Annotated in this window: 23 protein-coding genes; 8 read left to right on the top strand and 15 right to left on the bottom strand. The window is 57.6% G+C overall.

The features are described 5' to 3' along the window. Positions 1–52: 52 nt before the first annotated feature. Positions 53–1,681 carry a DUF1501 domain-containing protein gene (locus EP166_RS02710; RefSeq protein ID WP_127555264.1) on the bottom strand — a complete coding sequence of 543 codons (1,629 nt, stop codon included), beginning with the start codon at positions 1,679–1,681 and terminating at the stop codon, positions 53–55. 11 nt (positions 1,682–1,692) lie between these two features. Continuing rightward, positions 1,693–4,137: a c-type cytochrome gene (locus EP166_RS02705; RefSeq protein ID WP_127555263.1), complete on the bottom strand. Its 2,445-nt coding sequence runs from the start codon at positions 4,135–4,137 to the stop codon at positions 1,693–1,695. Positions 4,138–4,412: 275 nt separating this feature from the next. Here EP166_RS02705 and EP166_RS02700 point away from each other — a divergent pair, with 275 nt between their 5' ends. After that, positions 4,413–5,609: a DesA family fatty acid desaturase gene (locus EP166_RS02700; RefSeq protein WP_127555262.1), complete on the top strand. Its 1,197-nt coding sequence runs from the start codon at positions 4,413–4,415 to the stop codon at positions 5,607–5,609. After that, entirely contained in the window at positions 5,606–5,950 is a 345-nt protein-coding gene (locus EP166_RS02695) for a hypothetical protein (protein WP_127555261.1), read from the top strand. Before EP166_RS02700 ends, EP166_RS02695 begins: the two co-directional genes overlap by 4 nt. On the opposite strand, the gene EP166_RS02690 is transcribed toward EP166_RS02695, so the two are convergent. Beyond that, on the bottom strand, positions 5,947–6,495 hold the full coding sequence (locus tag EP166_RS02690) for a sugar O-acetyltransferase (protein ID WP_127555260.1): 549 nt from the start codon (positions 6,493–6,495) through the stop codon (positions 5,947–5,949). The two genes, EP166_RS02695 and EP166_RS02690, sit on opposite strands and share 4 nt — an antisense overlap. 142 nt (positions 6,496–6,637) lie before the next feature. On the opposite strand from EP166_RS02690, the gene arsC reads away from it, so the two are divergent. From arsC to EP166_RS02680, 3 genes are read left to right on the top strand one after another with little or no spacing between them, the layout of a single operon-like run. Next, positions 6,638–6,985 carry an arsenate reductase (glutaredoxin) gene (arsC, locus tag EP166_RS21235; protein ID WP_181952699.1) on the top strand — a complete coding sequence of 116 codons (348 nt, stop codon included), beginning with the start codon at positions 6,638–6,640 and terminating at the stop codon, positions 6,983–6,985. Beyond that, a complete protein-coding gene (gene wrbA, locus EP166_RS21230; RefSeq protein ID WP_181952698.1) occupies positions 6,986–7,585 on the top strand; it encodes an NAD(P)H:quinone oxidoreductase in 600 nt (199 codons plus the stop codon). It abuts the gene before it with no gap. After that, positions 7,575–7,988 (top strand): DUF2069 domain-containing protein, encoded by a 414-nt coding sequence (locus tag EP166_RS02680; protein ID WP_127555259.1) that lies wholly within the window; start codon positions 7,575–7,577, stop codon positions 7,986–7,988. The genes wrbA and EP166_RS02680 overlap by 11 nt, the downstream gene beginning before the upstream one ends. Here the strand turns inward: EP166_RS02680 and EP166_RS02675 are convergent. Beyond that, positions 7,985–8,959, bottom strand: a complete 975-nt coding sequence (locus tag EP166_RS02675; protein WP_127555258.1) for a GlxA family transcriptional regulator — start codon at positions 8,957–8,959, stop codon at positions 7,985–7,987. The genes EP166_RS02680 and EP166_RS02675 overlap by 4 nt on opposite strands. Positions 8,960–9,094: 135 nt before the next feature. Between EP166_RS02675 and EP166_RS02670 the strand changes: the two genes are divergently transcribed. The 3 genes from EP166_RS02670 (at position 9,095) to EP166_RS02660 (ending at position 12,876) form a co-directional block, all read left to right on the top strand. Further along, complete coding sequence (locus tag EP166_RS02670) at positions 9,095–10,936, top strand: beta-ketoacyl synthase (RefSeq protein ID WP_127555257.1); 1,842 nt, start codon at positions 9,095–9,097, stop codon at positions 10,934–10,936. Between the two features lie 105 nt (positions 10,937–11,041). Next, complete coding sequence (gene trmH, locus EP166_RS02665) at positions 11,042–11,719, top strand: tRNA (guanosine(18)-2'-O)-methyltransferase TrmH (RefSeq protein WP_127555256.1); 678 nt, start codon at positions 11,042–11,044, stop codon at positions 11,717–11,719. Next, on the top strand, positions 11,716–12,876 hold the full coding sequence (locus EP166_RS02660) for a cation diffusion facilitator family transporter (RefSeq protein WP_127555255.1): 1,161 nt from the start codon (positions 11,716–11,718) through the stop codon (positions 12,874–12,876). The genes trmH and EP166_RS02660 overlap by 4 nt, the downstream gene beginning before the upstream one ends. On the opposite strand, the gene EP166_RS02655 is transcribed toward EP166_RS02660, so the two are convergent. The 11 genes from EP166_RS02655 to EP166_RS02605 form a co-directional block, all read right to left on the bottom strand. Next, a complete protein-coding gene (locus EP166_RS02655) occupies positions 12,854–13,237 on the bottom strand; it encodes a DUF2914 domain-containing protein (RefSeq protein WP_127555254.1) in 384 nt (127 codons plus the stop codon). The genes EP166_RS02660 and EP166_RS02655 overlap by 23 nt on opposite strands. A 46-nt stretch (positions 13,238–13,283) precedes the next feature. Next, positions 13,284–14,387, bottom strand: a complete 1,104-nt coding sequence (gene aroC / locus EP166_RS02650; RefSeq protein WP_127555253.1) for a chorismate synthase — start codon at positions 14,385–14,387, stop codon at positions 13,284–13,286. A gap of 131 nt (positions 14,388–14,518) precedes the next feature. Then, the gene (gene prmB / locus EP166_RS02645) at positions 14,519–15,460 is read right to left on the bottom strand and encodes a 50S ribosomal protein L3 N(5)-glutamine methyltransferase (protein ID WP_127555252.1); all 942 of its coding nucleotides are present in this window, start codon (positions 15,458–15,460) and stop codon (positions 14,519–14,521) included. Positions 15,461–15,567: 107 nt separating this feature from the next. Beyond that, positions 15,568–16,197 (bottom strand): methyltransferase domain-containing protein, encoded by a 630-nt coding sequence (locus tag EP166_RS02640; protein ID WP_246026203.1) that lies wholly within the window; start codon positions 16,195–16,197, stop codon positions 15,568–15,570. A gap of 64 nt (positions 16,198–16,261) precedes the next feature. Further along, positions 16,262–17,083: an alpha/beta fold hydrolase gene (locus EP166_RS02635; RefSeq protein ID WP_164743781.1), complete on the bottom strand. Its 822-nt coding sequence runs from the start codon at positions 17,081–17,083 to the stop codon at positions 16,262–16,264. 1 nt (position 17,084) lies between these two features. Next, positions 17,085–17,888: an alpha/beta fold hydrolase gene (locus EP166_RS02630; RefSeq protein ID WP_127555250.1), complete on the bottom strand. Its 804-nt coding sequence runs from the start codon at positions 17,886–17,888 to the stop codon at positions 17,085–17,087. A 74-nt stretch (positions 17,889–17,962) separates the two neighbouring features. Further along, positions 17,963–18,403 (bottom strand): phosphohistidine phosphatase SixA, encoded by a 441-nt coding sequence (gene sixA / locus EP166_RS02625; protein ID WP_127555249.1) that lies wholly within the window; start codon positions 18,401–18,403, stop codon positions 17,963–17,965. Beyond that, entirely contained in the window at positions 18,400–18,696 is a 297-nt protein-coding gene (locus EP166_RS02620; protein ID WP_127555248.1) for a DUF4389 domain-containing protein, read from the bottom strand. The genes sixA and EP166_RS02620 overlap by 4 nt, the downstream gene beginning before the upstream one ends. Continuing rightward, positions 18,696–19,733 carry an NAD(P)H-dependent glycerol-3-phosphate dehydrogenase gene (locus tag EP166_RS02615; RefSeq protein WP_127555247.1) on the bottom strand — a complete coding sequence of 346 codons (1,038 nt, stop codon included), beginning with the start codon at positions 19,731–19,733 and terminating at the stop codon, positions 18,696–18,698. Before EP166_RS02615 ends, EP166_RS02620 begins: the two co-directional genes overlap by 1 nt. Before the next feature lie 91 nt (positions 19,734–19,824). Continuing rightward, on the bottom strand, positions 19,825–20,247 hold the full coding sequence (locus EP166_RS02610) for an STAS domain-containing protein (RefSeq protein WP_246026202.1): 423 nt from the start codon (positions 20,245–20,247) through the stop codon (positions 19,825–19,827). Between the two features lie 84 nt (positions 20,248–20,331). Continuing rightward, positions 20,332–21,516 (bottom strand): response regulator, encoded by a 1,185-nt coding sequence (locus tag EP166_RS02605; protein ID WP_127555245.1) that lies wholly within the window; start codon positions 21,514–21,516, stop codon positions 20,332–20,334. Positions 21,517–21,546 lie beyond the last annotated feature (30 nt).

The following is a 21,546-nucleotide window of genomic DNA, read 5'->3' as shown; positions in this document are numbered from 1 at the left end:
CGTTTACCGCAAGCAGTGCGCCCCAGGGCACACTGCCAAAGGATGAATTTTGTTAGCCGAGTATCGGCAGATCTGCGTCAACGTCAATCGGGAAACGTTGCGAAAAGGCATGGTTCTGAATATTACCAGCTGCCCGCAGCTGCCGGTGCAGGTGAGCGGGTGTCATCCGGATACCAATGCTGTTCGAGGCCGTTGGCACAAGTCGGCCACCCTGAACCTGGACATTGCGCGGCCCGACCAGTGCATCCGTCGCATTAACCACGCTGCCTCCGGCCACGTCACGCCCCAGCAACACATAGCTTGTCACGGCCCAGTGATCTTTGCCATTACCGCCGTTGAACCAGGGCGTACGACCGAAGTCCGATCCCAAAATAACGGTTGTCTTATCCGTAATATTGTAGACATCCATCGCCTGCCACAGGTAATGCAAGTCGACCAGGACATCCCGTATTCTCGGAAACTGATTATTGTCATGGTTGTTGTGCGTATCGAACCCACCGAATCCGATTTGCATGGATGAGGCCATGCCCGCATCCATCGCCGCGGCTCCAATGCGCATCTGCCGTTGGCGGTTATTCCGGGCTCGATCATCCAGGGCTTTCTGGGGAGTACCATCGGGTGGCGAGGCTAACTGGGCGGCAACACCAGAGAAAGCAACACCTTCGTCGCGCACCATATACAACTGGCTCTTCAAACGCACCCGTCTGGGCAGTGTTTCTTTTTCGGCCAGCACTTGCCGACGCTGATCCTTCGCCTGTTCGATCAGTGAATCCAGGCCATTTTGCAGATAATTGCCTTCCGGGTTGGCCAGCGCGTTAAATACACCCACATCACTGGCGCTGGACCGTGCGACCAGTCCAGCCGTTTCGTTGTTGCCACCGCCGTTAGTGATATAGGCCAAAGGCATTTCCGCCCCCTTGGCCGCAGCGTACAAGGCACTGAAATCAGGGTAGGACGTATCCATGCTGCCGGTATCCGCAAAGCGGGTGCCGGTATCGTGGCCGTTGGTACGATTATCTACCCCATTTAGCACACGTGCGTGCTGGGCATACAGGCAGAAAAAGGCGTCATAAACAAAGAGGTTAGCAGCCATATTGGTGTTATTACGCACCAGGCCACTAAAGAACCCTGGGGAATCGGCGACCAGGGTGTCAAAATTAACGGTATTGATCGACCCTTCCAGAATGGCGGCGGCGTTACTGCGTATGGTTGCCGCATTAGTGGATTTTTGCGTTTCCCAGCTAAAGCCAGCTTCAGTGTTCGCGGTCAGCACATCGCCCGCGATGTTACCGGCTAGCATCCGCTGAATCATCTCGATAGGCAGACCCGTATTCTCACTACCCTCGTCGTCGTCATTAAAGGTACCAATGTATGGCGCATAGCGCATGTCTTCATCGATACCGGTTTCCAACGCGACATCCACGGCGCGGCGAATGGCCCCTTCACTGTATCGATTGACAGGCGAGCCACCTTCCCTTGCACCCGGGTCAATGGTCTGACGCAACCGGTTACCTTTAGGATCACAGAGGGAGGTTGGATCCCAGCCTCCGCCCAGATGCAGGAATACGAAATACCGGTTTACGGGAGTCGATTCAGCATAAGCCCGTTGCGTCATGACCATTGGACTGCATACGGCCATTCCGGTTGCACTGAGTGTCTTAATAAAATCACGGCGTTTCATCTGGGTGACCCTTATCCGTAAATAAAGCGATAGTCGTTCATCAGATACACCAGCACGGCAAACCAGGCGTGCTCGGCGTCACTCAGTCCGTTACAACCAGACTGAATCCCCTCATTTACAACGGTGCTGAATAATTCAAACGCGATGTCTACATCTTCACTGTTGAGTTCAACCTCTTCATGCAGCAAAGCCAGATAGAGTGACTGAATCGTCGTGCGAATGGCCATGGCTTCGGCGCGCCGGTTGATGCCCGATTCGCTCACCAGATCGGTTGACGTCTCCACCAAACGGAAGAGGTTTCGTTCCGAACGCGGCTGATCGAATTCGTTTTGCACCACATCGCAAGACTCTTCAACCGCCATGGCTTGCGTCAGTGTTGCAATAATTCCACTGGCTGATTCGGCGTCTTCCAATACTTCGCGCGAATCCTTGCCGCCCATAAAGCGACGACCGGTGCGGGAATAGAGATTCACAGTACCATTGTTCCGCCAGCCCCCAGAATTGATGGCACGCAGCTTTTGATTCAGCAAATGAGCCGGAATCAGGCGCGCAGTACCCAGGCTGTCGTATTCATCAGACATACCCGGCTGATACAAACCACGGGCACGGTAATAACCACTCTTGGTAATGGCATACACCAGCTCTTTGATGTCGTAACCGGCCGCTGAGAACTCGGATGCAGCATTGGTAATCAATCGGGCTTGCTGGGCGTAGGCATCACGATAGGCCTGAGGTGAATCAGGATTCGGGGCACCCATAATTGGCTGACCGATCAACCCCCTAACAACTATCTGGCTGATACCCCGGGCATAGGCCGCATCTTGCGCAATGGTTTCACCCAGCCACTGAACTTCGCGACCGTTGTAGTTGTTACTAGTGCTGAATTGATCGAAACCAGCACCCAGCTGCGACCAGCCGACTTCGACGCCTGGCGTCAACGGCACTTCGCCCTGGTCCAGGACCTGCAGTTCTTCATCGGTCTGATACACACCATCGAGACGGAAATGGCTGAAGGCTTCCGCAACCGGATCCATGATCTTGTGGCACACCACGCAGTCGGAATTGGTCTTGGTCGGATCACTCACCCCGACAGAGGTATTAGACGCCTCATCCAGCTCCAGTGCAGCCACGTCGCGGTTACCTTCGATTGCCAATAAATCCTTGCCACCAAAGAACCAGTAGACCATGCGAGCACGATGGCGATGGCGGTTGGTGTCCATTGCAGTGAACTTGTTCAGGAAGACCAGATCCGTCAGAACGCCTGAGTGCGGAATACCGGAATTCTTAACATTGCCACCCACATCGTTGTAGTAAAGCTGTACCGCCCGGATATCACGCGGATCATAAGGAAAGGCTTCCATAACGTACTGGGCAGTGAGATTCCCATTGGTGCGCGTTGAGTTACCATTGGTATCGCGACCGACCAGATCAGCGACATCCAAATAATTGTTCAGCGATTCGACATTCGGCCAGGTTTCCCACTCAGGTTCCGGCAATACCGGTAAAGCGCCGTTATTGGCACTGGCATCGGGGTCAACCGCACGGATGTTGGGCCGGTCGGTATCGCCGGCAAAGGCATACCAGGAGAAGGCGTTGGCAACCGTGTATTTGCCGCTGACCAGCTCACGGAAATCCCGGTTATTGCGGGCCAGGTATTCGACGAACATCAGGGGCTTGCGTGACAGGGCTTCATCTGAAAAATGGCGCAGATAAGCAGAGCTTAACGGAAAATCAGCCATATCGTCGTTGTCGGGATCAAGCACCCGGTCATACCAGTCCATTGCATCAAAAATGTCTTGGTTGTCGTTATCGTTCACATCCCGGTTATAGACTTCACCCGGGTTTCCGCCATTGGAGCGACGGTACTGATCGGTCTGGAAGCTGTCATTAAAGACATCTTTCAACCGCTCATAGAAGTAGTCTTCTTCCATGAACCCGGCTACCACTTCACGTTCGCCTTCCAGACTTTCTGAAAAACGGGTGACCTCTTCGGGTTCAGGCAGGCGACCGGCCAGCTCAAACGCTAACTTGTAGACCGCCTCGCGCGGTGTCAGTGTTGCTACACCGGGAATGGCCCGATCGACACTGCCTCTGGTGGATTCATTGAAGGCGACATAGACATACTCGGCAACATCTTGTGCATTCTGACCACGCAACGGGTTGGACGCACTGGGCATGTCCTTTTTAATCTTGGAAATCAGCGACTCGGTACTGCCACAGGAGGCACAGCCAACCAGTGGGCCGCCAGAGCCCCCCGCGCCACTGCCGCCATGACAGGAGGCGCATTCTTTGGCGTATAGGGACTTGCCGGCCTCGTTCAGGGACCGGGCAGCGGTATCATCACCGTCGAAATCCTGGGCGCAGCCGACCAGCATGGTCAGCAGACCGGCCAGAGCCAATCCACCCAATCGCCGGACCCACCCGGAAACATCACTGTTTGATTGCTGTAATTCCATAATTGTTCGCTCCACCCAGCCGAGGGCTATTGGTAATTCGGCGAACATAGCAATAAAGTCGAAGACGCAAGCGGAACGACTTCACACTCTCTTTACAAATTGCAGTATATGTGATCTCTGTCACACTCTTAAATTTGATCCCCCACTGCAAGAGTGACCCTGTACGTCGCTTATTGCCGCGTTCCCGTCACTAGTCAGGGCATTGCGGGAAAACCGGGTTGGAGGTGGACTCGGCCCGAACTATACTGAAAGCTGAAACTCAAGAGGAAACACGAATGTCCCTGGCAACCGGCCTGCTGCAATGGCAGTGGTGGCATCCACTGGTTTATACCCTGATTCTAACCCACTTCACCATCATCGCTGTTACCGTCTTTCTGCACCGGCATTCAGCGCACAGAGCGCTGCAATTGCACCCAATCGTGAAACACGCTTTTCGGTTCTGGCTATGGCTAACCACCTCAATCAAAACAAAGGAGTGGACTGCTATCCACCGGCGCCATCACGCGACCTGTGAAACCGAACAGGATCCTCACAGTCCGCAAGTGCTGGGCATTAAAAAAGTGCTGCTGGAAGGCTCTGAGCTTTACAAGCAAGCCGCCGACCCCGCGACACTGTCGCGCTATGGCAATGGCACACCGGACGACTGGCTGGAGCGCAAGGTATACAGTCACCCTGTCGGCAATTACCTGGGCATCGCCCTGATGGCTGGCATCAATATCGCCCTGTTCGGCCCCATCGGCTTGACCATCTGGGCCGTGCAAATGCTGTGGATTCCAATCTGGGCTGCCGGTGTCATCAATGGCTTGGCGCACTACTGGGGCTACCGGAACTTTGAAAGCCCCGATGCCGCGCGCAATCTGGTGCCCATCGCCGCCTTCATCGGCGGTGAAGAGTTGCACAACAATCACCACACCTACCCCAACTCCGCCCGGCTCTCTTCGCGCTGGTATGAATTCGACATTGGCTGGCTATACATCCGAACCTTTCAGTTGCTGGGCCTGGCGTGGGACATTCGCCGTGGTCCGGTGGTACACAAGGTGGCCAGCAAATCCCTGATCGACGCCGATACCGCTCTGGCTGCGGCCAACGACCGCTTTCGCATCATGGCCCAGTTCAAGCGGCAGGTGCTGCGTCGCACTATTCGAAGTGACCGCCGCATCAAGGCATCGGCCGGGGCGCATTACCGTGGTCTGGTGCAGTGGCTGTCGCAAAACCAGGAACACTGGGATGACGCACGGCACGACTGGATGAACACTTTCTTTGAAAAACACCCGGAACTGCGCACGCTGCACAGCCTGAAAGAAGAGCTCAATCACATCTGGTCATTGCGCACCCGCTCGAAAGAGGAATTAATGGCAGCATTCAAAGCCTGGTGCGAAGAAGCCGATGCAGCCGGTGTAGAGGCGCTCTCGGAGTTCTCCGCCATGTTGCGTCAATACACCTTGAAGCCGGCCGCGATTGGCGCCCGATGACCGATACCAACGCCCTGCTGCATGTACTGGAAGGCTTGCGCTTACGCCGCATGACAGCCACTTACAAGGTCGTGGCCGAAGCCATTGGCCTCACCCCGCCAGGGCAAATTCAGGCGCTGGCAGCCTTGCTTGAAGCAATACAGGAAGACGACGCCCACCTTGAGCGGCCGCAACGGGCCGCCCTGGTCATACAGAACGGCAAAGATCCGATTCCACGCCCCGGGTTTTTCCAACAACTCACGGCCCTTGGCGTCTATCAGGGTAATGACCGGGGTGCGGAAGCCGCCATGTGGCATCAAAATGAAATAGAGCGCTTGTACGGGCTTGGGCCGGAGGGTTAAGCTGGTAAGTCTTTCACCCAACGGGCCGGGTTGCCCGCCACCAGGGTCCTCGCTGGAACCGATTCCCGAACCACCGAGCCGGCCGCCACTACCGCGCCATCACCAAGGGTAACGCCCGGTAAAATGACCGTCCGACCACCCACCCATACGTTTCGCCCCAGGGTAATGGGGCGGGCAAATTCATCGCCGCGAGCGCGTTCATCAGCATCGAGCGGATGCGACACCGTATAAAAGTGAACGCTGGGCCCAATCAGGCTGCCTTCGCCGATGTCGATCCAGGCGCTGTCGAGCAACACGCACCCGAAATTCAGATACACCCGGTCCGCCAGCCGTATCTGAGTGCCGTAATCGACCTGTATGCCCGGTTCGATAAAGGTGTGTTGACCGCAGGCCTCAAACAGGGCCGTCAGTCGCTTCAGGTTGCCAGGGGTGGGCGCATGCGCAAACCGGGCGCAACGCTCCCTGGCCTGAAAGCGTAACTGCCGAAGCTCAGGGTCAAGCGGGTTAAATACGGCACCGCTGCGCATCTTATCCAGTTCAGTCATTGGGTCTCCTTGAGCCCGGTGGTGTCACTCTGCTGCGTTACTCTTTACAATCCCCGCAGATCTTTCGCCCTGTTTCCTCATTCACGTACCCGAGGGCCCCGGGCCAGAGTCGCCTTTCAAGTTGACTGACAGGATATCCGCCATGACCACCCCCGTCTTGTATCACAATCCGCGTTGTTCCAAATCCCGTGAAGCCAAAGCGTTGCTTGACGACGCGGGCATCGATTACCAGGTCAGACTGTATCTCACCGACCCCCTGTCGGTCGCGGAACTGAAAACCCTGCTGAAACAACTGGGTCTCTCTGCCGCCGATGTACTGCGTCGCAAGGAAGCCGATGCAAAGGCGGCCGGCCTCGACAGCAACAGCAGCGATGAACAGATACTGGATGCCATGGCCCGGTTCCCAAAATTGCTGGAGCGACCCATTCTGGTAACCGGCAAAGGGGCTCGTATTGGCCGCCCACCCGAAGCCATTCGGGAGATTCTGTAAGTGCCCTATTTGCTGATTCTGTATTACAGCCGCCACGGCAGCCTGGCGCAACTGGCTGAAGCCATCGCCTCCGGCGTCGATGAAGTGGCTGGCATCGAGTCGCGACTGCGGACCGTGCCGGCGGTGCGCGCCGATCATGAAGTAACGGGCAGCGACATTCCTGACGATGGCCCCTTGTTCTGCACACTCGACGATCTCGCCAACTGTCACGGTCTGGCACTCGGCTCACCCGGTCGCTTTGGCAATATGGCCGCGTCTCTGAAATACTTTCTCGAACAAAGCTCCTCACTCTGGGTATCGGGCAAACTGGTGGGCAAACCCGCCGGCGTATTTACAAGCACCACGACCCCGCATGGCGGTCAGGAGTCTACCCTGTTGTCGATGATGATCCCCCTGCTGCACCATGGCATGATCATCACCGGGCTGCCATTCACCGAAAAGTCCCTGCACGACGGCTTTCAGGGGGGGACACCCTATGGCAGCTCCCACGTAGCCGGGCCCTCACACCGGCCATTAACCGATGAGGTTCGCCAACTGGCCAGACACCAGGGCAAACGACTGGCTCAACTTGCACTGAAGGTAGGTACTGATGACGAATGAAAAAGGCCAGACGGTTAACCTGAATCGTCGTCTGCGCACCAGCTACTGGCTAATGTTACTGAGCATCTATGCCGGGGCCTTCCTGTATGGACCCGCCTTTGGCAGCATGCCGGTGGGTGAATGGATTGCCTCCTGCCTGGTGGTCGGTTTCTTTGTCAGCCTGCCCTTGCTGCTGGTTGTTTTGGTCGCCCTGCGCCCTACCCCGGGCGGTGTCAGCTGGATGAGCTTTTTGCTGTTGGGTTACCTCATCTACGGCATTGTGCTGATCTTCTCACCCCGGGGTCTGCTCGGTGGCTTGCTGCTCACGGGTACCACGCTCGCCACCTTCATGTATGCCGTTGCCTGGTTACGCCCACTCAAGAAAGCGGCCAAAGCACGCGCGAAAAGCGAAACCTCTAGCTAACCGGCGGCAAACACCTTGCTGCGCACTACCTTGCGATAGGCGCCCGGTGTCAGTGACAGTTTTTGCCGGAAAATCTTGCCGAAATAAGCCGGGTTGCGGTAACCACTGAGCTCGGCGACTTCGGCCACCGTTAGGTTGCTGTCGCGCAGCAATTCACGGGCGTGCTCCAGACGCAGACGTTGCACATACTCCATCGGGCTCTCGCCGGTCGCCTGGGTGAACCGGCGACTGAAATTTCGCGCGGATTGATCAAGCAGGCCCGCCAAAGCATCTACGGTAATCTCCTCCGCCAGATGCTGTCGAACCCAAGCCTGCACTAGGCTGACCCCCTCATCGTGATGAATGGCCCCGCCCGGTTCAAAATACGGCGTTGAAAAGGTGCGTTTCAGCTCATGCATGAACTGGCGTTCCACCAGGGCCAGCGCTTCCTCCCCGAAAGTCTGTTCAATCAGAAACAATACTAGGTCAGTCTGGGCATTGATCGAGCCAGCACAATAGATCCCGTCTTCATGGGTTACGAAATGATGCCCCTCGAAGCGGATAGCAGGATAACGGCGAGCAAAGCGTTCCAGGTAATACCAGTGCGTTGTCGCCACACGCCCAGCCAGCAACCCGGCTTCGGCCAAATGCCCGACGCCGGTTCCGGTCGCAGCCAGTCGCGCCCCGGCCTGATATTGTTTAGCCAGCCAGCGCTGCAGCGGCTGACTGTCCTGCAGCACCGGCCACGGGGTTCCCCACAAGGGGGGCACAAACACAAGGTCAGCCTGGTCGGCCTGTTCAAAGTCGGTATCCGGCACGATGCGCAGGCCACCGGTCAGTACCGTTGTCGTCGCCTCGCCCACCACTTGCAGAGTCAGGTTATCCTGACGCCGGTGACGAACCCGGTGGCGACTGGCGGCGTAAAACATCTCCATCGGCAGTGCCAGCCCCGTCATTAAGGCCTGTTCGCAAACGGCAAAGGCTATTTTCATGACAAACGGCTCTCAATACGCGAATTATGGCTTATAAGTTACATCATTCGGCCTAATTGTAATACCTTAGCGTTGAAACAGGCACTATAGTCATGCGCACTGACTTTTAAGTGAACGAATCACAGGCGCTTAACCATGAGAAAACTTCCCGTCATCACCGGATTTGGAGGCATCAACCCTGCAGGTCGGGTGTCCCTTCATCACGCTTATCGCCGCATGGTGCACGAAGCACTCGATGACCAGAAGATGGCGGCCACCTGGCAAGACCTGTCGCGTCTGATGAAGCTCGACCCGGCCAGTACCGATCATCAGGCATTGCTCGACGGCACTCTGATCCGCCGCATCAACCCCGCCAGTCACTTCGACCCGGATGCTGTGCCCACGCACCGCAAAGCCACCTTGAAGCACCCCGGTGGTCTGCACTTTCAGCTCAAACGATCCCAACTGCCGAAACCCCTGCCGGCTGGCTGGCAGGTTACGGATGCCAGTGCCGACCCGGTTGAGGCTCAGGTCGATCAGTCGATGGCGGTGTTGCTGCCGGAGACCTATCAGTCCAAAGTCTCGTCGGCAGGCATACTGCCTGAAGGCTTTAACCCGGCTGACTACTACAACGCAGCACACCACCCGCGCGGGCTGCAAATGGCAGTTTATGGCGCATCCGATGCAATACGGTCGCTGGGCATGCCCTGGCAGTCTGTGCTCGATCGCATTCGACCGGATCAGGTCTCGGTGTATGCCGGTTCTTCCATTTCGCAAATGGACCAGGCCGGTCTGAAAGGCCTGTATCAGTCGCCGTTAACCGGCAATCGCATCACCTCCAAAATGATGCCACTGTCGATGCCGGAAATGACGGCCGACTTCATCAACAGCTACATACTCAACAGTGTTGGCAATACCGGTTCCAACGCAGGTGCCTGTGCCACCTTTTTATACAACCTGCGCCAGGGTATCTCTGATATTGAAGCGGGCAAGTGCCGCGTTGCCATCGTGGGCAATTCAGAGGCACCGGTCGTCCCCGAGATCATGGAAGGCTTTCGCATCATGGGCGCGCTGGCCGAAGACGAACAGCTCAGGCAGCTCGATAACAGCGATGCCACTGACAACCGCCGCGCCTGCCGGCCATTCTCGTCCAATGCCGGCTTTACCATGGCCGAGTCCAGCCAGTTCGTGGTGCTGATGGACGACGAACTGGCACTGGAAACCGGTGCCACCGTCTATGGCAGCGTCGCCGATGTCTTCGTCAACGCCGATGCCAACAAGAAGTCCATTTCCGGGCCCGGCGTCGGCAACTACATCACTTTGGCTAAGGCCACCTCCCTGGCCCGAGCCATTCTCGGCGATGCCGGGCTACAGCGCACCTTTGTGATGGCACACGGCACCGGCACGCCCCAAAACCGCGTCACCGAATCCCATATCTTTAACGAAGTCGCCAAAACCTTCGGCATCGAACACTGGGCCGTCTCGGCCATCAAATCCTACGTTGGCCATTCACTGGGCCCGGCGGCTGGTGATCAGCTCACTGCGGCACTGGGTGTCTGGGCGGAAGGCTGGATACCCGGCATTCGCACCATTGATCACATTGCTGACGACGTGAACCAATCGCATCTGAATATTCTGATGAACCACCATTACGCCGGACACCAGGGCGCCGACATGCTGGGCACCCTGATCAACTCAAAAGGCTTTGGCGGCAACAATGCCAGCGCGCTGATCCTGTCGCCAGCCAGCACCCTGTCGCTGATGACCGAACGCCATGGCGCACGGGCCGTTACAGAATGGCAACACCGCAACGAAGCGGTGAGCGAGGCACAGCAACAGTACGATGCCGACACCCGGGAACATGGCTTGAAAGTGATGTATTCGTTCGGAGAGTCGGTCATGTCAGACAAGGACCTTTCATTCGGTCGCGACAGCCTGACACTGAGTCAGTTCAAAAACGCGATTGAATTGCCCACCACAAATCCCTTCACCCGATAAACCAGAGCCCCTGAGCGCTGCAACCCTAACCGGCTGCAGCGCTCAAATTCCCCGCGAGACTGAGTTATACTGCGCGCCGAATTTAGCCAGCCCCAACACGACACCATGAGCCGTTCCCGTTTCGACAAATTCAAGACCGTCCTGCAACAGCGCCAGCCCGATATGGCGCTGGTGACCGACCAGGTGCACAAGGCGCAAAACATCTCCGCCATGTTGCGCACGGCCGATGCTGTCGGCATCACCACCGTGCACATGGTGCAACCAGCCCGGGGCCGACTGGTATATCATCATACCGCCGGCGGCAGTTCCCGCTTTGTCACCTCCATTGGCCACCCCAGCATTGAAGCGGCGCTGCAGGCAGCCCGCGACCAGGGCTTAACACTCTACGCCGCCCAATGGTCTGAGCGAGCCATCAGCTACCGCGACGCCGATTACACCCAGCCTTTCGCCCTGGTCATGGGTGCCGAAAAATACGGGCTGAGCGAGACCGCCAGCGCCGCCGCTGACGTGCACCTGACCATACCGATGATGGGCATGGTGGAGAGCTACAATGTGTCAGTCGCGGCCGCCATCATTCTCCAGGAGGCGCTGCATCAACGGCAGGCAGCAGGGCACTACCAGCGCCCGGTGGTTGAAGATGAAGACTATCACCGCACCCTGTTTCGTTGGGCACAACCCAAAATGGCGCGCTATTGTGACCAGAGAGGGCTACCCTACCCGGAACTGGATGAAGATGGCGACATGATCCCGCCTACCGATGCAGCCTACCGGGGACGCGCATGACCACGAGCAACGACCAACCTGTACTGAGCCGCGAAGCACGCAAGAAAGTGATCGACCGCACCAACTGGATTTGCGTTGCCGTCGATGCCATCGCCTTCGTGATCAAGATCGTGGTCGGTGTCAGCGTCAAGTCACCGGCCCTGATTGCCGATGCCATGCACAGCCTCAGCGACCTGGCCGCCGATGTACCACTGATTATTCTGGCCAAGGTGTCCCATCACGATGCCGATGCCGAGCACCCCTATGGGCACGCCCGGTTCGAAACGCTGGGTACCGTTATGCTCGGCGGCTTATTGTTGGCGGTGGCCGCTGGCATCGCCTACGAAAGCATTCATTTGTTTTTTGAAGATAGCCGTCCGGAACCAAGCCTCGCCGCTCTGGTGACCATTCTGATTGCCCTGGCACTCAAAGAAGGACTGTTTCATTACGCTCTGTTTCAATCGCGCCGGGCACGCTCGCCCCTGCTTGAGGCCAATGCCTGGCATGCCCGCTCCGACAGTCTTTCCTCACTGGTGGTACTGGTGGGCGTTGTTGCCACACTGCTGGGTTACCCAACGGTGGAAATCATTGCCGCTGTTGTCGTTGCCGGTTTGATTGGGCATATGGGCATCAGTCTTACCTGGAATGCCCTGCAGGAGCTGGTCGACCGGGGCGTCGACCCGGAACAGCAACAGGCCTTCAAGCAGGTGCTGGCCTCGGTGCCCGGGGTGAAAGACGTTCATATGCTGCGCACCCGCATGATGGGGCCGAGCGTCTTTATTGACGCCCATATTCAGGTGGGCGGGTATTTGAGTGTATCGGAGGGGCATCAAATAAACGAGTGGGCCTTGCGGTCTATCAAGGAGCAGTTCAGCCATGTCACAGACGTTACCCTGCACATTGACCACGAGCAGGACTTGCCCGACGTAACGCCTGCGCCACTGGCCCCGTTACGCCCGGCGATCGAGAACCTGTTGTTCGAGCGCGGCATACGCGGTTATGAACAGCTGAACATTCACTATCACCAGCAAAAAACGACGCTGGAACTGACGGTACTACCCGATCAGCCCACCGACGGTTGGCAGGCGACGTTTGGCGCTATTGTGCGGGAAGTCCCCTGGGTGGATGCCATCACCCTCAGCACGCGGGTCTGTGTTATCGATCAATCAGAACGCTGATGCTGCTGCGGGTCAGGGGGTTGCCCTGGGGGCCGAGCACCTCAACCGTCCAGAGGCCATTCCATTCGGGCACCAGCTCTTTGCTGGAATAAACCCGCCAGCGTGGCCCCTCTACCTGAAAGGTAACGTCCGCCATTATTTGCCCCTCGAACCGCCAGCGGTGTGTCACTTCGGTTCCGGCCATGTCCACCAGTTCGGTGAAGAAGAACAGCGGGGTAATGTTGCTGGCTGTCGTCAGATGATCGACCGGTTCCCGGTCCGTGATGCCCCGGGTGAAATGGCTTCTGGCGACATCGGCCATGGCCGTGCCCGCGATACCCAATGCCAGCACTGCCACCATCAATTTTTTGGTTATTGTCATTCCCAACTCCCGCTTCGTCGTCACTGGGATAGCACCTCAGTGTCGGTCAGTTATCCGCAACCTGCCCCGCTATGGGCGGCAACGGCGGCACCACCTCTGCGTTCTGCGCCCGGTGGCGCAACAGATGGTCCATCAGCACAATGGCCATCATGGCCTCGGCGATGGGCACGGCGCGTATGCCCACACAGGGATCATGCCGCCCCTTGGTGATCATTTCAATTGGCTCGCCACTGCGGGTTATGCTTTTGCCGGGTACGGTAATGCTGGATGTCGGTTTCAGCGCAATGTGCGCCTCAATCGCCTGCCCGGTCGAGATACCGCCAACAATGCCGCCTGCATGATTGCTCAGAAACCCTTGTGGCGACAACTCATCGCGATGATGACTGCCTTTCTGGTTGACCACCTCAAATCCATCTCCGATCTCGACGCCTTTTACCGCATTGATGCTCATTAGGGCGTGGGCAAGATCGGCATCGAGTCGGTCAAAAATGGGTTCACCCAAGCCTGGCATCAAACCGGTAGCACGCACGCTGATGCGAGCACCAATGGAATCACCCTCTTTGCGCAGGGCCTGCATGTAGGCTTCCATTTCCGGCACTTTGTCCGGGTCCGGACAGAAGAAGGGGTTGGTTTCAACCGCGTCCCAGTCAATCCGCTCCGCCCGAATCGGGCCAAGCTGGCTCAGATAGCCCTGAATCTGTATACCTCGTAATGCCAGATACTGCTTAGCAATGGCCCCGGCGGCAACGCGCATGGCCGTCTCCCGCGCTGAGCTGCGACCACCGCCTCGATAATCCCGAAAGCCGTATTTCTGGTCGTAGCCATAGTCGGCATGGGCCGGCCGGTAGGTGTTCATGATGTCGCTGTAATCGTTGCTGCGCTGATTGGTGTTTTCAATCATCAGGCCGATGGGCGTTCCCGTGGTACGGCCCTCAAACACACCGCTTAGAATGCGCACCGCATCGTCTTCCCGTCGCTGAGTGGTGTAGCGACTGGTGCCGGGCTTGCGCCGATCCAGATCGCGTTGCAGTGCGGCTTCATTCAGCTCCAGCCCGGGTGGGCAGCCATCGACAATGGCGCCCAGAGCCGGGCCATGGCTTTCACCAAAAGTTGTGACGGTAAAGAGGGTGCCAAAGGTGTTTCCAGACATGAGCGTGTATCACTCCATAAAAACAGGCCGGTTACCGGGCCATAAAAAAGTGGGGCTGCGGTTGCTGACAACAGGACACGCGGTCAGCGTCATGCGGGCTTGCCCCCGGGTGTTTTAGTTGCCGGCAGTGATCAGGCAAAATGCATCCTGAGTTCAGCCGCTGAGACCAGAAAAACGCCGTGCCCGCCCCGCTCAAAATCGGGCCAGTGCAGGTCCATATCCGGGTAAGCGGTCGTCAGGGCGCCAAAGCTGTTGCCAACCTCACAGACCAGCCAGCCTTCGTCAGTGAGGTATTGAGGCGCTTCGCGCAGAATCCGATGCACCAACTCAAGGCCATCATGACCGGCCGCCAGGCCGAGACGCGGCTCGTGATGAAACTCAGCCGGCATGGTCGCCAAATCGTCTTCATCGACGTACGGCGGATTGGCGACTATCAAATCGTATTGTTCGCCTTCCAGTGTGGCAAACAGATCGCCCTGAAGAACCCGCACCTGATACCCCAGGTCTTTTTGATCCACGTTATCGACCGCAATGGAAACGGCGGCATCACTGAGATCACTCAGGTCAACACGGGCATCCGGGAAAGCACGCGCCATCGCAATACCAATGCACCCACTGCCGGTGCACAGATCCAGAATGCAGGTTGGTGAATGCGACAACCAGGGCGAAAAGCGGGCCTCTATCAGCTCGGCAATGGGCGACCGGGGAATCAGCACATCTGGCGTGACCCTAAACGGCTCGCCACAAAACCAGGCTTCTTCGAGCAGATAAGCCGTTGGAATCCGCTCGAGACAGCGCCTGCCAATCAGTGTCCAGAGCAGTCGGCGCTCTCGTGGAAGCAGGGTAGCCGACAACACCTCTGGCGGTGCATCCCAGTCGAGATCCAGCGCCCGCATGCACAGGAACACCGACTCATCCCAGCCAGAGTCGAATCCGTGTCCGAAAAAGACCTGGTGGGCGTCCATGGCGCTGGCGGCAAACCGCACCCAGTCGCCCAGGCGGGTGAAGTGTTCGATGCAGTCGGTTTGATCGTCGGTACTGGATAAGTTGACCGCGCTGTCGATAAAAGCCATTGAAATTGAGGTTCCGAACGGTGACAAGTAACGCACAGTATACCCTGAGCCGGCCGATAACTTTAACCGGTCTTCAGCATTGGTTGACCGGATGCCGGCATGGCCGGTCAGGCAGGCAGTGAGAAGGTGGCCGTTTGAGTCGGCGCTCCGAGCTCCGGGTCGGTCTCACCGATACCCGCGAACTGCACCGCATAGCCGTTGCGGGCCGCCACCCCGCGGGACCACTGCATGAACTTCTGCCGGTCCCACTCGAACTTGTGATCAGGCTCCCGAAACTCGCCGGGCGCCAGGCCCAACAAGGGGTTGTACTCCCGGTTTGGCGTGGTCATGATCAGGCGATGCGGTCGCATCTGCCCAAACACGGTCTGCTCCACCCGGGACAGATCGTTCGGTTTCACGTGCTCAATGGTTTCCACCATGGCCGCCATGTCAAAACCGGTCAGCGCCGGATGCGGTTCTGCGTAGGAACCGGCGACCAGCCTGAGCCGACCGCTAGCCAGGCTGTCGGCGAACATATTTCGCGCCACTGCCAACCCCACACCGGAGGATTCCAGACCAACAATGTGTGAAAACTGCGGATCGTTGATCAACCGGACCAACAATGAACCGGAACCGCACCCCAGATCCAGCACCCGCCGTGCACCGCTTTGCCGGATACGCTGGTAGACGCTGTCGAGCCGTTCTTCATGCAAAGGCGAGGTTCCGGGTATTGCACTGGAAAGGCCGGCTAACTTCACGTTTCACTCACTCCCGGAGATTCAGGTTTCTGGGCGCCTGGGGGCGCGATGGTAAACAGGTGAGCTAAAGACGCGAACGCACCCATCTGGCCAGCGGCTGTGGGGTTTCCATGTGCGCATGATGCCCTCCGGGAAACCGAGCGACGCTGAGGTTCGGTACGCAAGCCAGCCGGTCGTCGAGCACTGACCCCGCCGCACCAAGCGGGCTGTCATCGAACAGGGCCAGATCCAGTGGGCATTCTATACGACGCAACAGCCCCTGTACCTGATTTTCCGTCATGCGCCAGGCACTGTCCTGACGCAGCCGCCGATCATACCGATGGAACCAGCCGCGGTCATTCAACCCCACGCCCCGGCTTGACAGAACCCGTGCACTGGCCGGTGACAGGGGAAACCGGCCACCCACCCGAACCTGCCACAAGGCATCGGTTGTCGAATAGTAGCGGCGTCCTCCCGGGCTATCCCGTCGTTGCTGATAGCTGCGCTGCATCCGGTCCAGATTGCCTTCATCGGACTCGCTCAGCGGGCCGAGCGCATCCAGGCAGATCAATCGCTCGATCCGGGAATCCACTACTGCCAGCATCTGCGCCAGAATGGCCCCCAGCGAATGCCCGAGCAACGTATAGGTGTCCCAGTTCAGTTCATCCATGACATGCCCCAGTACCGGCAACCACTGGGTAATGGACCACCCCTCGGCCATAGCCAGAGCTGACGAGTTGCCATGGCCGGGCAGGTCCAGCGCCCAGATTTCGACATCCGGCATGGCGGCCGACAGCGGTTTGAAACTGAAAGCGTTATCCAGGAAGCCGTGCAACGCCAGCACAGGTTGCCCCTGCCCCATCACGACAACCTGTACCTGCCCGCCCAGCAGGGAAATGGATTTCATATCAAGCAGCCTGGTGGGAATGCAGTCGATGAATGAGAGACAGCACCTCGACGGCGGTTTCATCCGGGTGTTCCAGCGGGAACATATGACTGCCCGGCAAACGCGACCCAACCAGATTCAGCTTGTGCTTCATGCGCAGATACTGATGTTTGCGCACGGTATCGGTATCCCGTCCGAGAATAACGCCACCAGGCACCTGCAACTGACCGGGCTGCACCCAGAGGGTGTGTGGAACAGTGCGGAAAATGGCCAGCTCGACAGGTACTTCATACGATAATTCTACGCTTCCATCGGCACCGATGCGGGTCGCACAGGCCATATAGTCCCGGATGCAATCGGGATGAAAATGCCTGAAAAGACCTCGAGACTGAAAGTAAGCCAGGGCGTCATCAGCGCTGGGCCAGGTGCGCCGCCGGTGTTTTGACCGGCCGGCCGGCGTCAGGTTGTCAATCAGACCCAGCGCCTTGACGCTACGCACCACCCAGCTTTCGAACCGGCTGAACAGCGGCACATCGAGCATAATGATGCTGGAGAACAAATCGGGGCGCTCTAACGCCGCCATGATGGTCAGGCCGCCCCCCAGAGAATGGCCGAGGCCAACTACCGGCCGGTCGCACTGCCGCTCGATGCTGTCGATCAGTTGCCGCTTCAGGTGTGGCCAGTTGTTGGTCACTGGATACTCCGGGTCGTGACCGATCAGTGGCAGCGTCTTCAGTTCCACATGTGGCGCCAGGCCATCGAGCATGCGACGGTAACTTGCTGAGGGAAAGCCATTGGCGTGTGCAAAATGGAGTTGGGGTTTCATAACAACCAAGGATCAACAGAACATCGACCAATCTACCCGAGTCATCCGGCAAATTCAAACGCTCGTTTGAACCCCTACTTTACCCAGAGCAGTTCAGCGCCGCCGGGCAGGAAGTCGGATACATCCAGGCAGGCAAGATTGGCGGTGCTTAGCGCCACGCCGCCCGGCAAACCGGTCAGTTGGCTCGCCAGTGAACTGAGCAGTGGGTTGTGCGCGACCAGCAATAGCCGCTGTGGTTTTATTGTCTCCAGCCAGGCCATAAGTGCCGCCACCGAGCTGTCGGGCGTCAGCCCGTCATACAGGTGATAAGCCTGCTGACCGGTCGCCGACAACACCAGTTCCGCCGTTTGGCGAGCTCGAAGATAAGGGCTGCAGTAAACCGCATCGACGGGTGCCAGTTCCGCAGCAACCCGGTTAACGGCTTTGGTTCCGGCCGACACCAGCGCTCGTGATGCATCATCGGACGCCCGGCCATAGGGCTCGGCTTCTCCGTGGCGCAGTAAATACAGAATCATGCAGCCTCGTCGAACTCGCTTTGCGGGTCATCCGGCCAGTCCCGAAATGGAAAGGGCTTGTCATTGCTGATGAAGGTGAGGTAATCGAGCAACTGCTTCTGGTAGAGCGCCAGACGGCGGCAAAACGTCGCCAGTTGCGGGTTGGGATCGTCGTCAAACCAGGCCAGCACCCACTGCACAATGGCCAGCACACCGGTAACCAGCATACTGATGCGCAGGACGATCCAGAACAGAATCATGCACAGCGCCCGAATAACCTGATGTTCCTTTTCTTCCCGATTTAACGATGCCATCAGATACCCGCCCCCATGAATTCAACGTCCTGTGCCAGATCACCCGCCATCAGTTGGCCGGCGACCGCGGCTATCGGTTTGTCTTCATAAATAATGGCATAAAGCCCGCTGGCCAGCGGCATGTAGATCCCCATTTCACCGGCTTTTTCATGCACCATGCGCAGGGTGTTAATGCCCTCAGCAGTCTCGCCCACTCGTTTGATCGCCTGTTTCAGCGAGTCACCCTCGCCAATATAGTAGCCGACCCGATAATTGCGACTGAGTTTGGAACTGCAGGTAACAATAAGATCACCGACACCGGCCAGACCCAGAAAGGTCATCGGGTTGGCACCCAGGCGCACCGCAAACCGCGACATCTCGGCCAGCGAGCGGGTAATAATGGCGGCTCGCGTGTTTTCTGCCATCCCCAGCGCAGACGCCAGGCCGGTTATAATCGCATAGATGTTTTTCAGCGCACCGGCCAGCTCGACACCGTAGATATCGGGGTTGCCATACACCCGAAAATACTGGCTGCTCAGCATGGTTTGAACCCGGGCGCGCAGCGGTTGACTATAGGACGCAATCACCGTGGCGGAGATCTGGTGATCGGCAATTTCTTTGGCCAGGTTAGGCCCACTGATGCACCCGATATCGTGCGCCGGTGCCAGATCATGCAGGATCTGACTCATCAGGCGGAAGCTGCCGGGTTCAATGCCCTTGGTCAAACTGACCAGGGCTGTGTGAGGCTGCAACAGCGGCACAGCCTGCTCAACCACCGAGCGAAAGGCCTTGCTGGGAACCGCAACAAAGACACAGTCGGCATCCGATACGGCTTCGTTCAGATCCAGCACTGGGGTCAGGTTGGCACTGAGCGCATACCCCGGCAAGTAACGGCTGTTTTCACCCTGGGTGCGGATGTCCTCCGCCTGTTTCTCACTGCGCATCCATAATCTGACGCGGTGACCATTGGTGGCAGCAATGTTGGCAATGGCAGTACCAAAACTGCCACCGCCGAGGACGGCAATCGTCTGTGGCGACCCTTCATTGGCGTGTGTCACAAAAATGGTTCTCCCTAAACAAAGACGCGCAACGGGTGAGCGTCGCGCGTTCAAGACCTTTTGTACACCGCTGACCGGCCATTACCGGTAATCAGTGCGGCTGGTTTTCCATACACTCAACCAATTCCCGGAAGGTTTGCCGGTTCTGGTCGTTCAGTGACATCAGAATTTTATGCGCTTCCAGCACCCGTTCGTGGGCCGACCACTCATCGAGCGGTTCCTGGCTTTGCTCGCTCAGGGCATCCTGAGCTTCGACATCGGCATTGGGGACAATCACGAACACTCTGTCCCGGAACCCCATGGTATCGACGATCCGGGTGATATCGGCTTTGCTGGAAATCAGCGTTGGCACATGGCCCATCACTGGCGTTGCCAGACGGGAAATTTTTGCCAGAAGTCCGAGACTGGTGCTGTCGATGCCTTCGGCATCGCTAAGATCAACAATCACAGACGTGAAGGCGGGATCTTCAACCATATTTTTCAGGCAGGTATCGAGTGTCGTGCACAACGTCATGCGCACGTCTCCTGTCAACTTAATGACATAAGAGCCCGACTTGTTCGCCATTAAAACGCGACCGGTACTCATCTATTATCCGACCTACTTAACCCTTTCAACCGTAAGGACTGTAATGTCGTCTGAGGCAGACCGGGTTTTCCCCTCGCTCGTCATCTGCGTCAAAACGTGCTGCATAGTATGGGTTGGGTCAGCGCCTAACTCAAGCAAATGCGCCTCCTTTTCTTGCAAAGATACGTCAGCCAGCAACTCGAGAAAGCCATCGGACACGACGGAAAGTCGCTCGAATCCGTCCAGTTTCTGACGCCTGTTTTCAAACATCGCATCGTCGAACAGGCCCACTGCGAGACTTTCAGGTTCGATGGCCCGGCAGACCTCTCGGGTACAGAGTACCGGCGCCGGAAAATGCGCCGCCGAAGCGTAGTCGAGGGTGTTATCTTCCGTATCAATCACCCCATAGAACATGGTGGCGTGCTTGCCGGTCTGGGTGCGAATCAACTCCAGATTGATCTGTCGCAGAACCTGGGCCGGAATCAGTACCACGTCGGACGCATCGTTCTCCATTTCATCACGCAGCCGGTCTATCTGATTCTTGATCAACAAGGTGATCAGGGCGGAACTGGCGCCATGCCCCGACACGTCGGCCATGTAGAACACCAGCTTACCGGGTATGACCTGAAAATAGTCGACCAGGTCACCGCTTAAGTAGTTGGAGGGCACCATCTGGTGGCTGATGCGATAGTGATCGTGAGTCAGGGCAAATTCAGGCAGCAACCGCTGCTGCACGGCTCTGCCCGCTTGCAGATCGAGCTTGAGCCGATCCACGTGGTCCTGCAATTCCTGATTGCGGGATTCCAGCTCAACACGGTAGCGGTAGTTCTCCTTGACCAAAAAGGAACGCTCCAGCGCGCGTTCAACCGAATGCTCAAGCACACCCAGATCGACGATGGGCTTCATCAGGTAATCGCTCGCACCGAGGCGCAGGGCCTCGACCACGTCGGTCATGACACCGGCACCCGATACAACAATGACCGGCACTTCGTCGGTCAGCTCCATAATGCGGCGTAACAATGACAAACCATCCATAACCGGCATACGCAGGTCACAAATGATCAGATCCGGCGACTTCTTCTCGTACAAGGCCAGCGCTTGCTGGCCATTTTCGGCTTCCAGCACGTTATAACCGCTGTCTTCCAGGTAGGCGACAATCGAGTCCCGGATGGCTTGTTCGTCATCAACAACCAAAAGTGTGGCATCTGTGAGTGGCATCTTGTTGACTTCCCCAGGGTAGTGCAGGCA

The organism is Saccharospirillum alexandrii (assembly GCF_004000275.1).
Lineage (GTDB): Bacteria > Pseudomonadota > Gammaproteobacteria > Pseudomonadales > Natronospirillaceae > Saccharospirillum > Saccharospirillum alexandrii.
The sequence above is the reverse complement of the archived record's forward strand: the minus strand, read 5'-3'. Positions and strand labels throughout refer to the sequence as shown.

Excerpts from the sequence above, each read along its gene's own strand:
- EP166_RS02710 (WP_127555264.1), bottom strand. The coding sequence starts at position 1,681 with ATGAAACGCCGTGATTTTATTAAGACACTCAGTGCAACCGGAATGGCC.
- EP166_RS02705 (WP_127555263.1), bottom strand. The coding sequence starts at position 4,137 with ATGGAATTACAGCAATCAAACAGTGATGTTTCCGGGTGGGTCCGGCGA.
- EP166_RS02700 (WP_127555262.1), top strand. The coding sequence starts at position 4,413 with ATGTCCCTGGCAACCGGCCTGCTGCAATGGCAGTGGTGGCATCCACTG.
- EP166_RS02695 (WP_127555261.1), top strand. The coding sequence starts at position 5,606 with ATGACCGATACCAACGCCCTGCTGCATGTACTGGAAGGCTTGCGCTTA.
- EP166_RS02690 (WP_127555260.1), bottom strand. The coding sequence starts at position 6,495 with ATGACTGAACTGGATAAGATGCGCAGCGGTGCCGTATTTAACCCGCTT.
- arsC (WP_181952699.1), top strand. The coding sequence starts at position 6,638 with ATGACCACCCCCGTCTTGTATCACAATCCGCGTTGTTCCAAATCCCGT.
- EP166_RS02680 (WP_127555259.1), top strand. The coding sequence starts at position 7,575 with ATGACGAATGAAAAAGGCCAGACGGTTAACCTGAATCGTCGTCTGCGC.
- EP166_RS02675 (WP_127555258.1), bottom strand. The coding sequence starts at position 8,959 with ATGAAAATAGCCTTTGCCGTTTGCGAACAGGCCTTAATGACGGGGCTG.
- EP166_RS02670 (WP_127555257.1), top strand. The coding sequence starts at position 9,095 with ATGAGAAAACTTCCCGTCATCACCGGATTTGGAGGCATCAACCCTGCA.
- trmH (WP_127555256.1), top strand. The coding sequence starts at position 11,042 with ATGAGCCGTTCCCGTTTCGACAAATTCAAGACCGTCCTGCAACAGCGC.
- EP166_RS02660 (WP_127555255.1), top strand. The coding sequence starts at position 11,716 with ATGACCACGAGCAACGACCAACCTGTACTGAGCCGCGAAGCACGCAAG.
- EP166_RS02655 (WP_127555254.1), bottom strand. The coding sequence starts at position 13,237 with ATGACAATAACCAAAAAATTGATGGTGGCAGTGCTGGCATTGGGTATC.
- aroC (WP_127555253.1), bottom strand. The coding sequence starts at position 14,387 with ATGTCTGGAAACACCTTTGGCACCCTCTTTACCGTCACAACTTTTGGT.
- prmB (WP_127555252.1), bottom strand. The coding sequence starts at position 15,460 with ATGGCTTTTATCGACAGCGCGGTCAACTTATCCAGTACCGACGATCAA.
- EP166_RS02635 (WP_164743781.1), bottom strand. The coding sequence starts at position 17,083 with ATGAAATCCATTTCCCTGCTGGGCGGGCAGGTACAGGTTGTCGTGATG.
- EP166_RS02630 (WP_127555250.1), bottom strand. The coding sequence starts at position 17,888 with ATGAAACCCCAACTCCATTTTGCACACGCCAATGGCTTTCCCTCAGCA.
- sixA (WP_127555249.1), bottom strand. The coding sequence starts at position 18,403 with ATGATTCTGTATTTACTGCGCCACGGAGAAGCCGAGCCCTATGGCCGG.
- EP166_RS02620 (WP_127555248.1), bottom strand. The coding sequence starts at position 18,696 with ATGGCATCGTTAAATCGGGAAGAAAAGGAACATCAGGTTATTCGGGCG.
- EP166_RS02610 (WP_246026202.1), bottom strand. The coding sequence starts at position 20,247 with ATGACGTTGTGCACGACACTCGATACCTGCCTGAAAAATATGGTTGAA.
- EP166_RS02605 (WP_127555245.1), bottom strand. The coding sequence starts at position 21,516 with ATGCCACTCACAGATGCCACACTTTTGGTTGTTGATGACGAACAAGCC.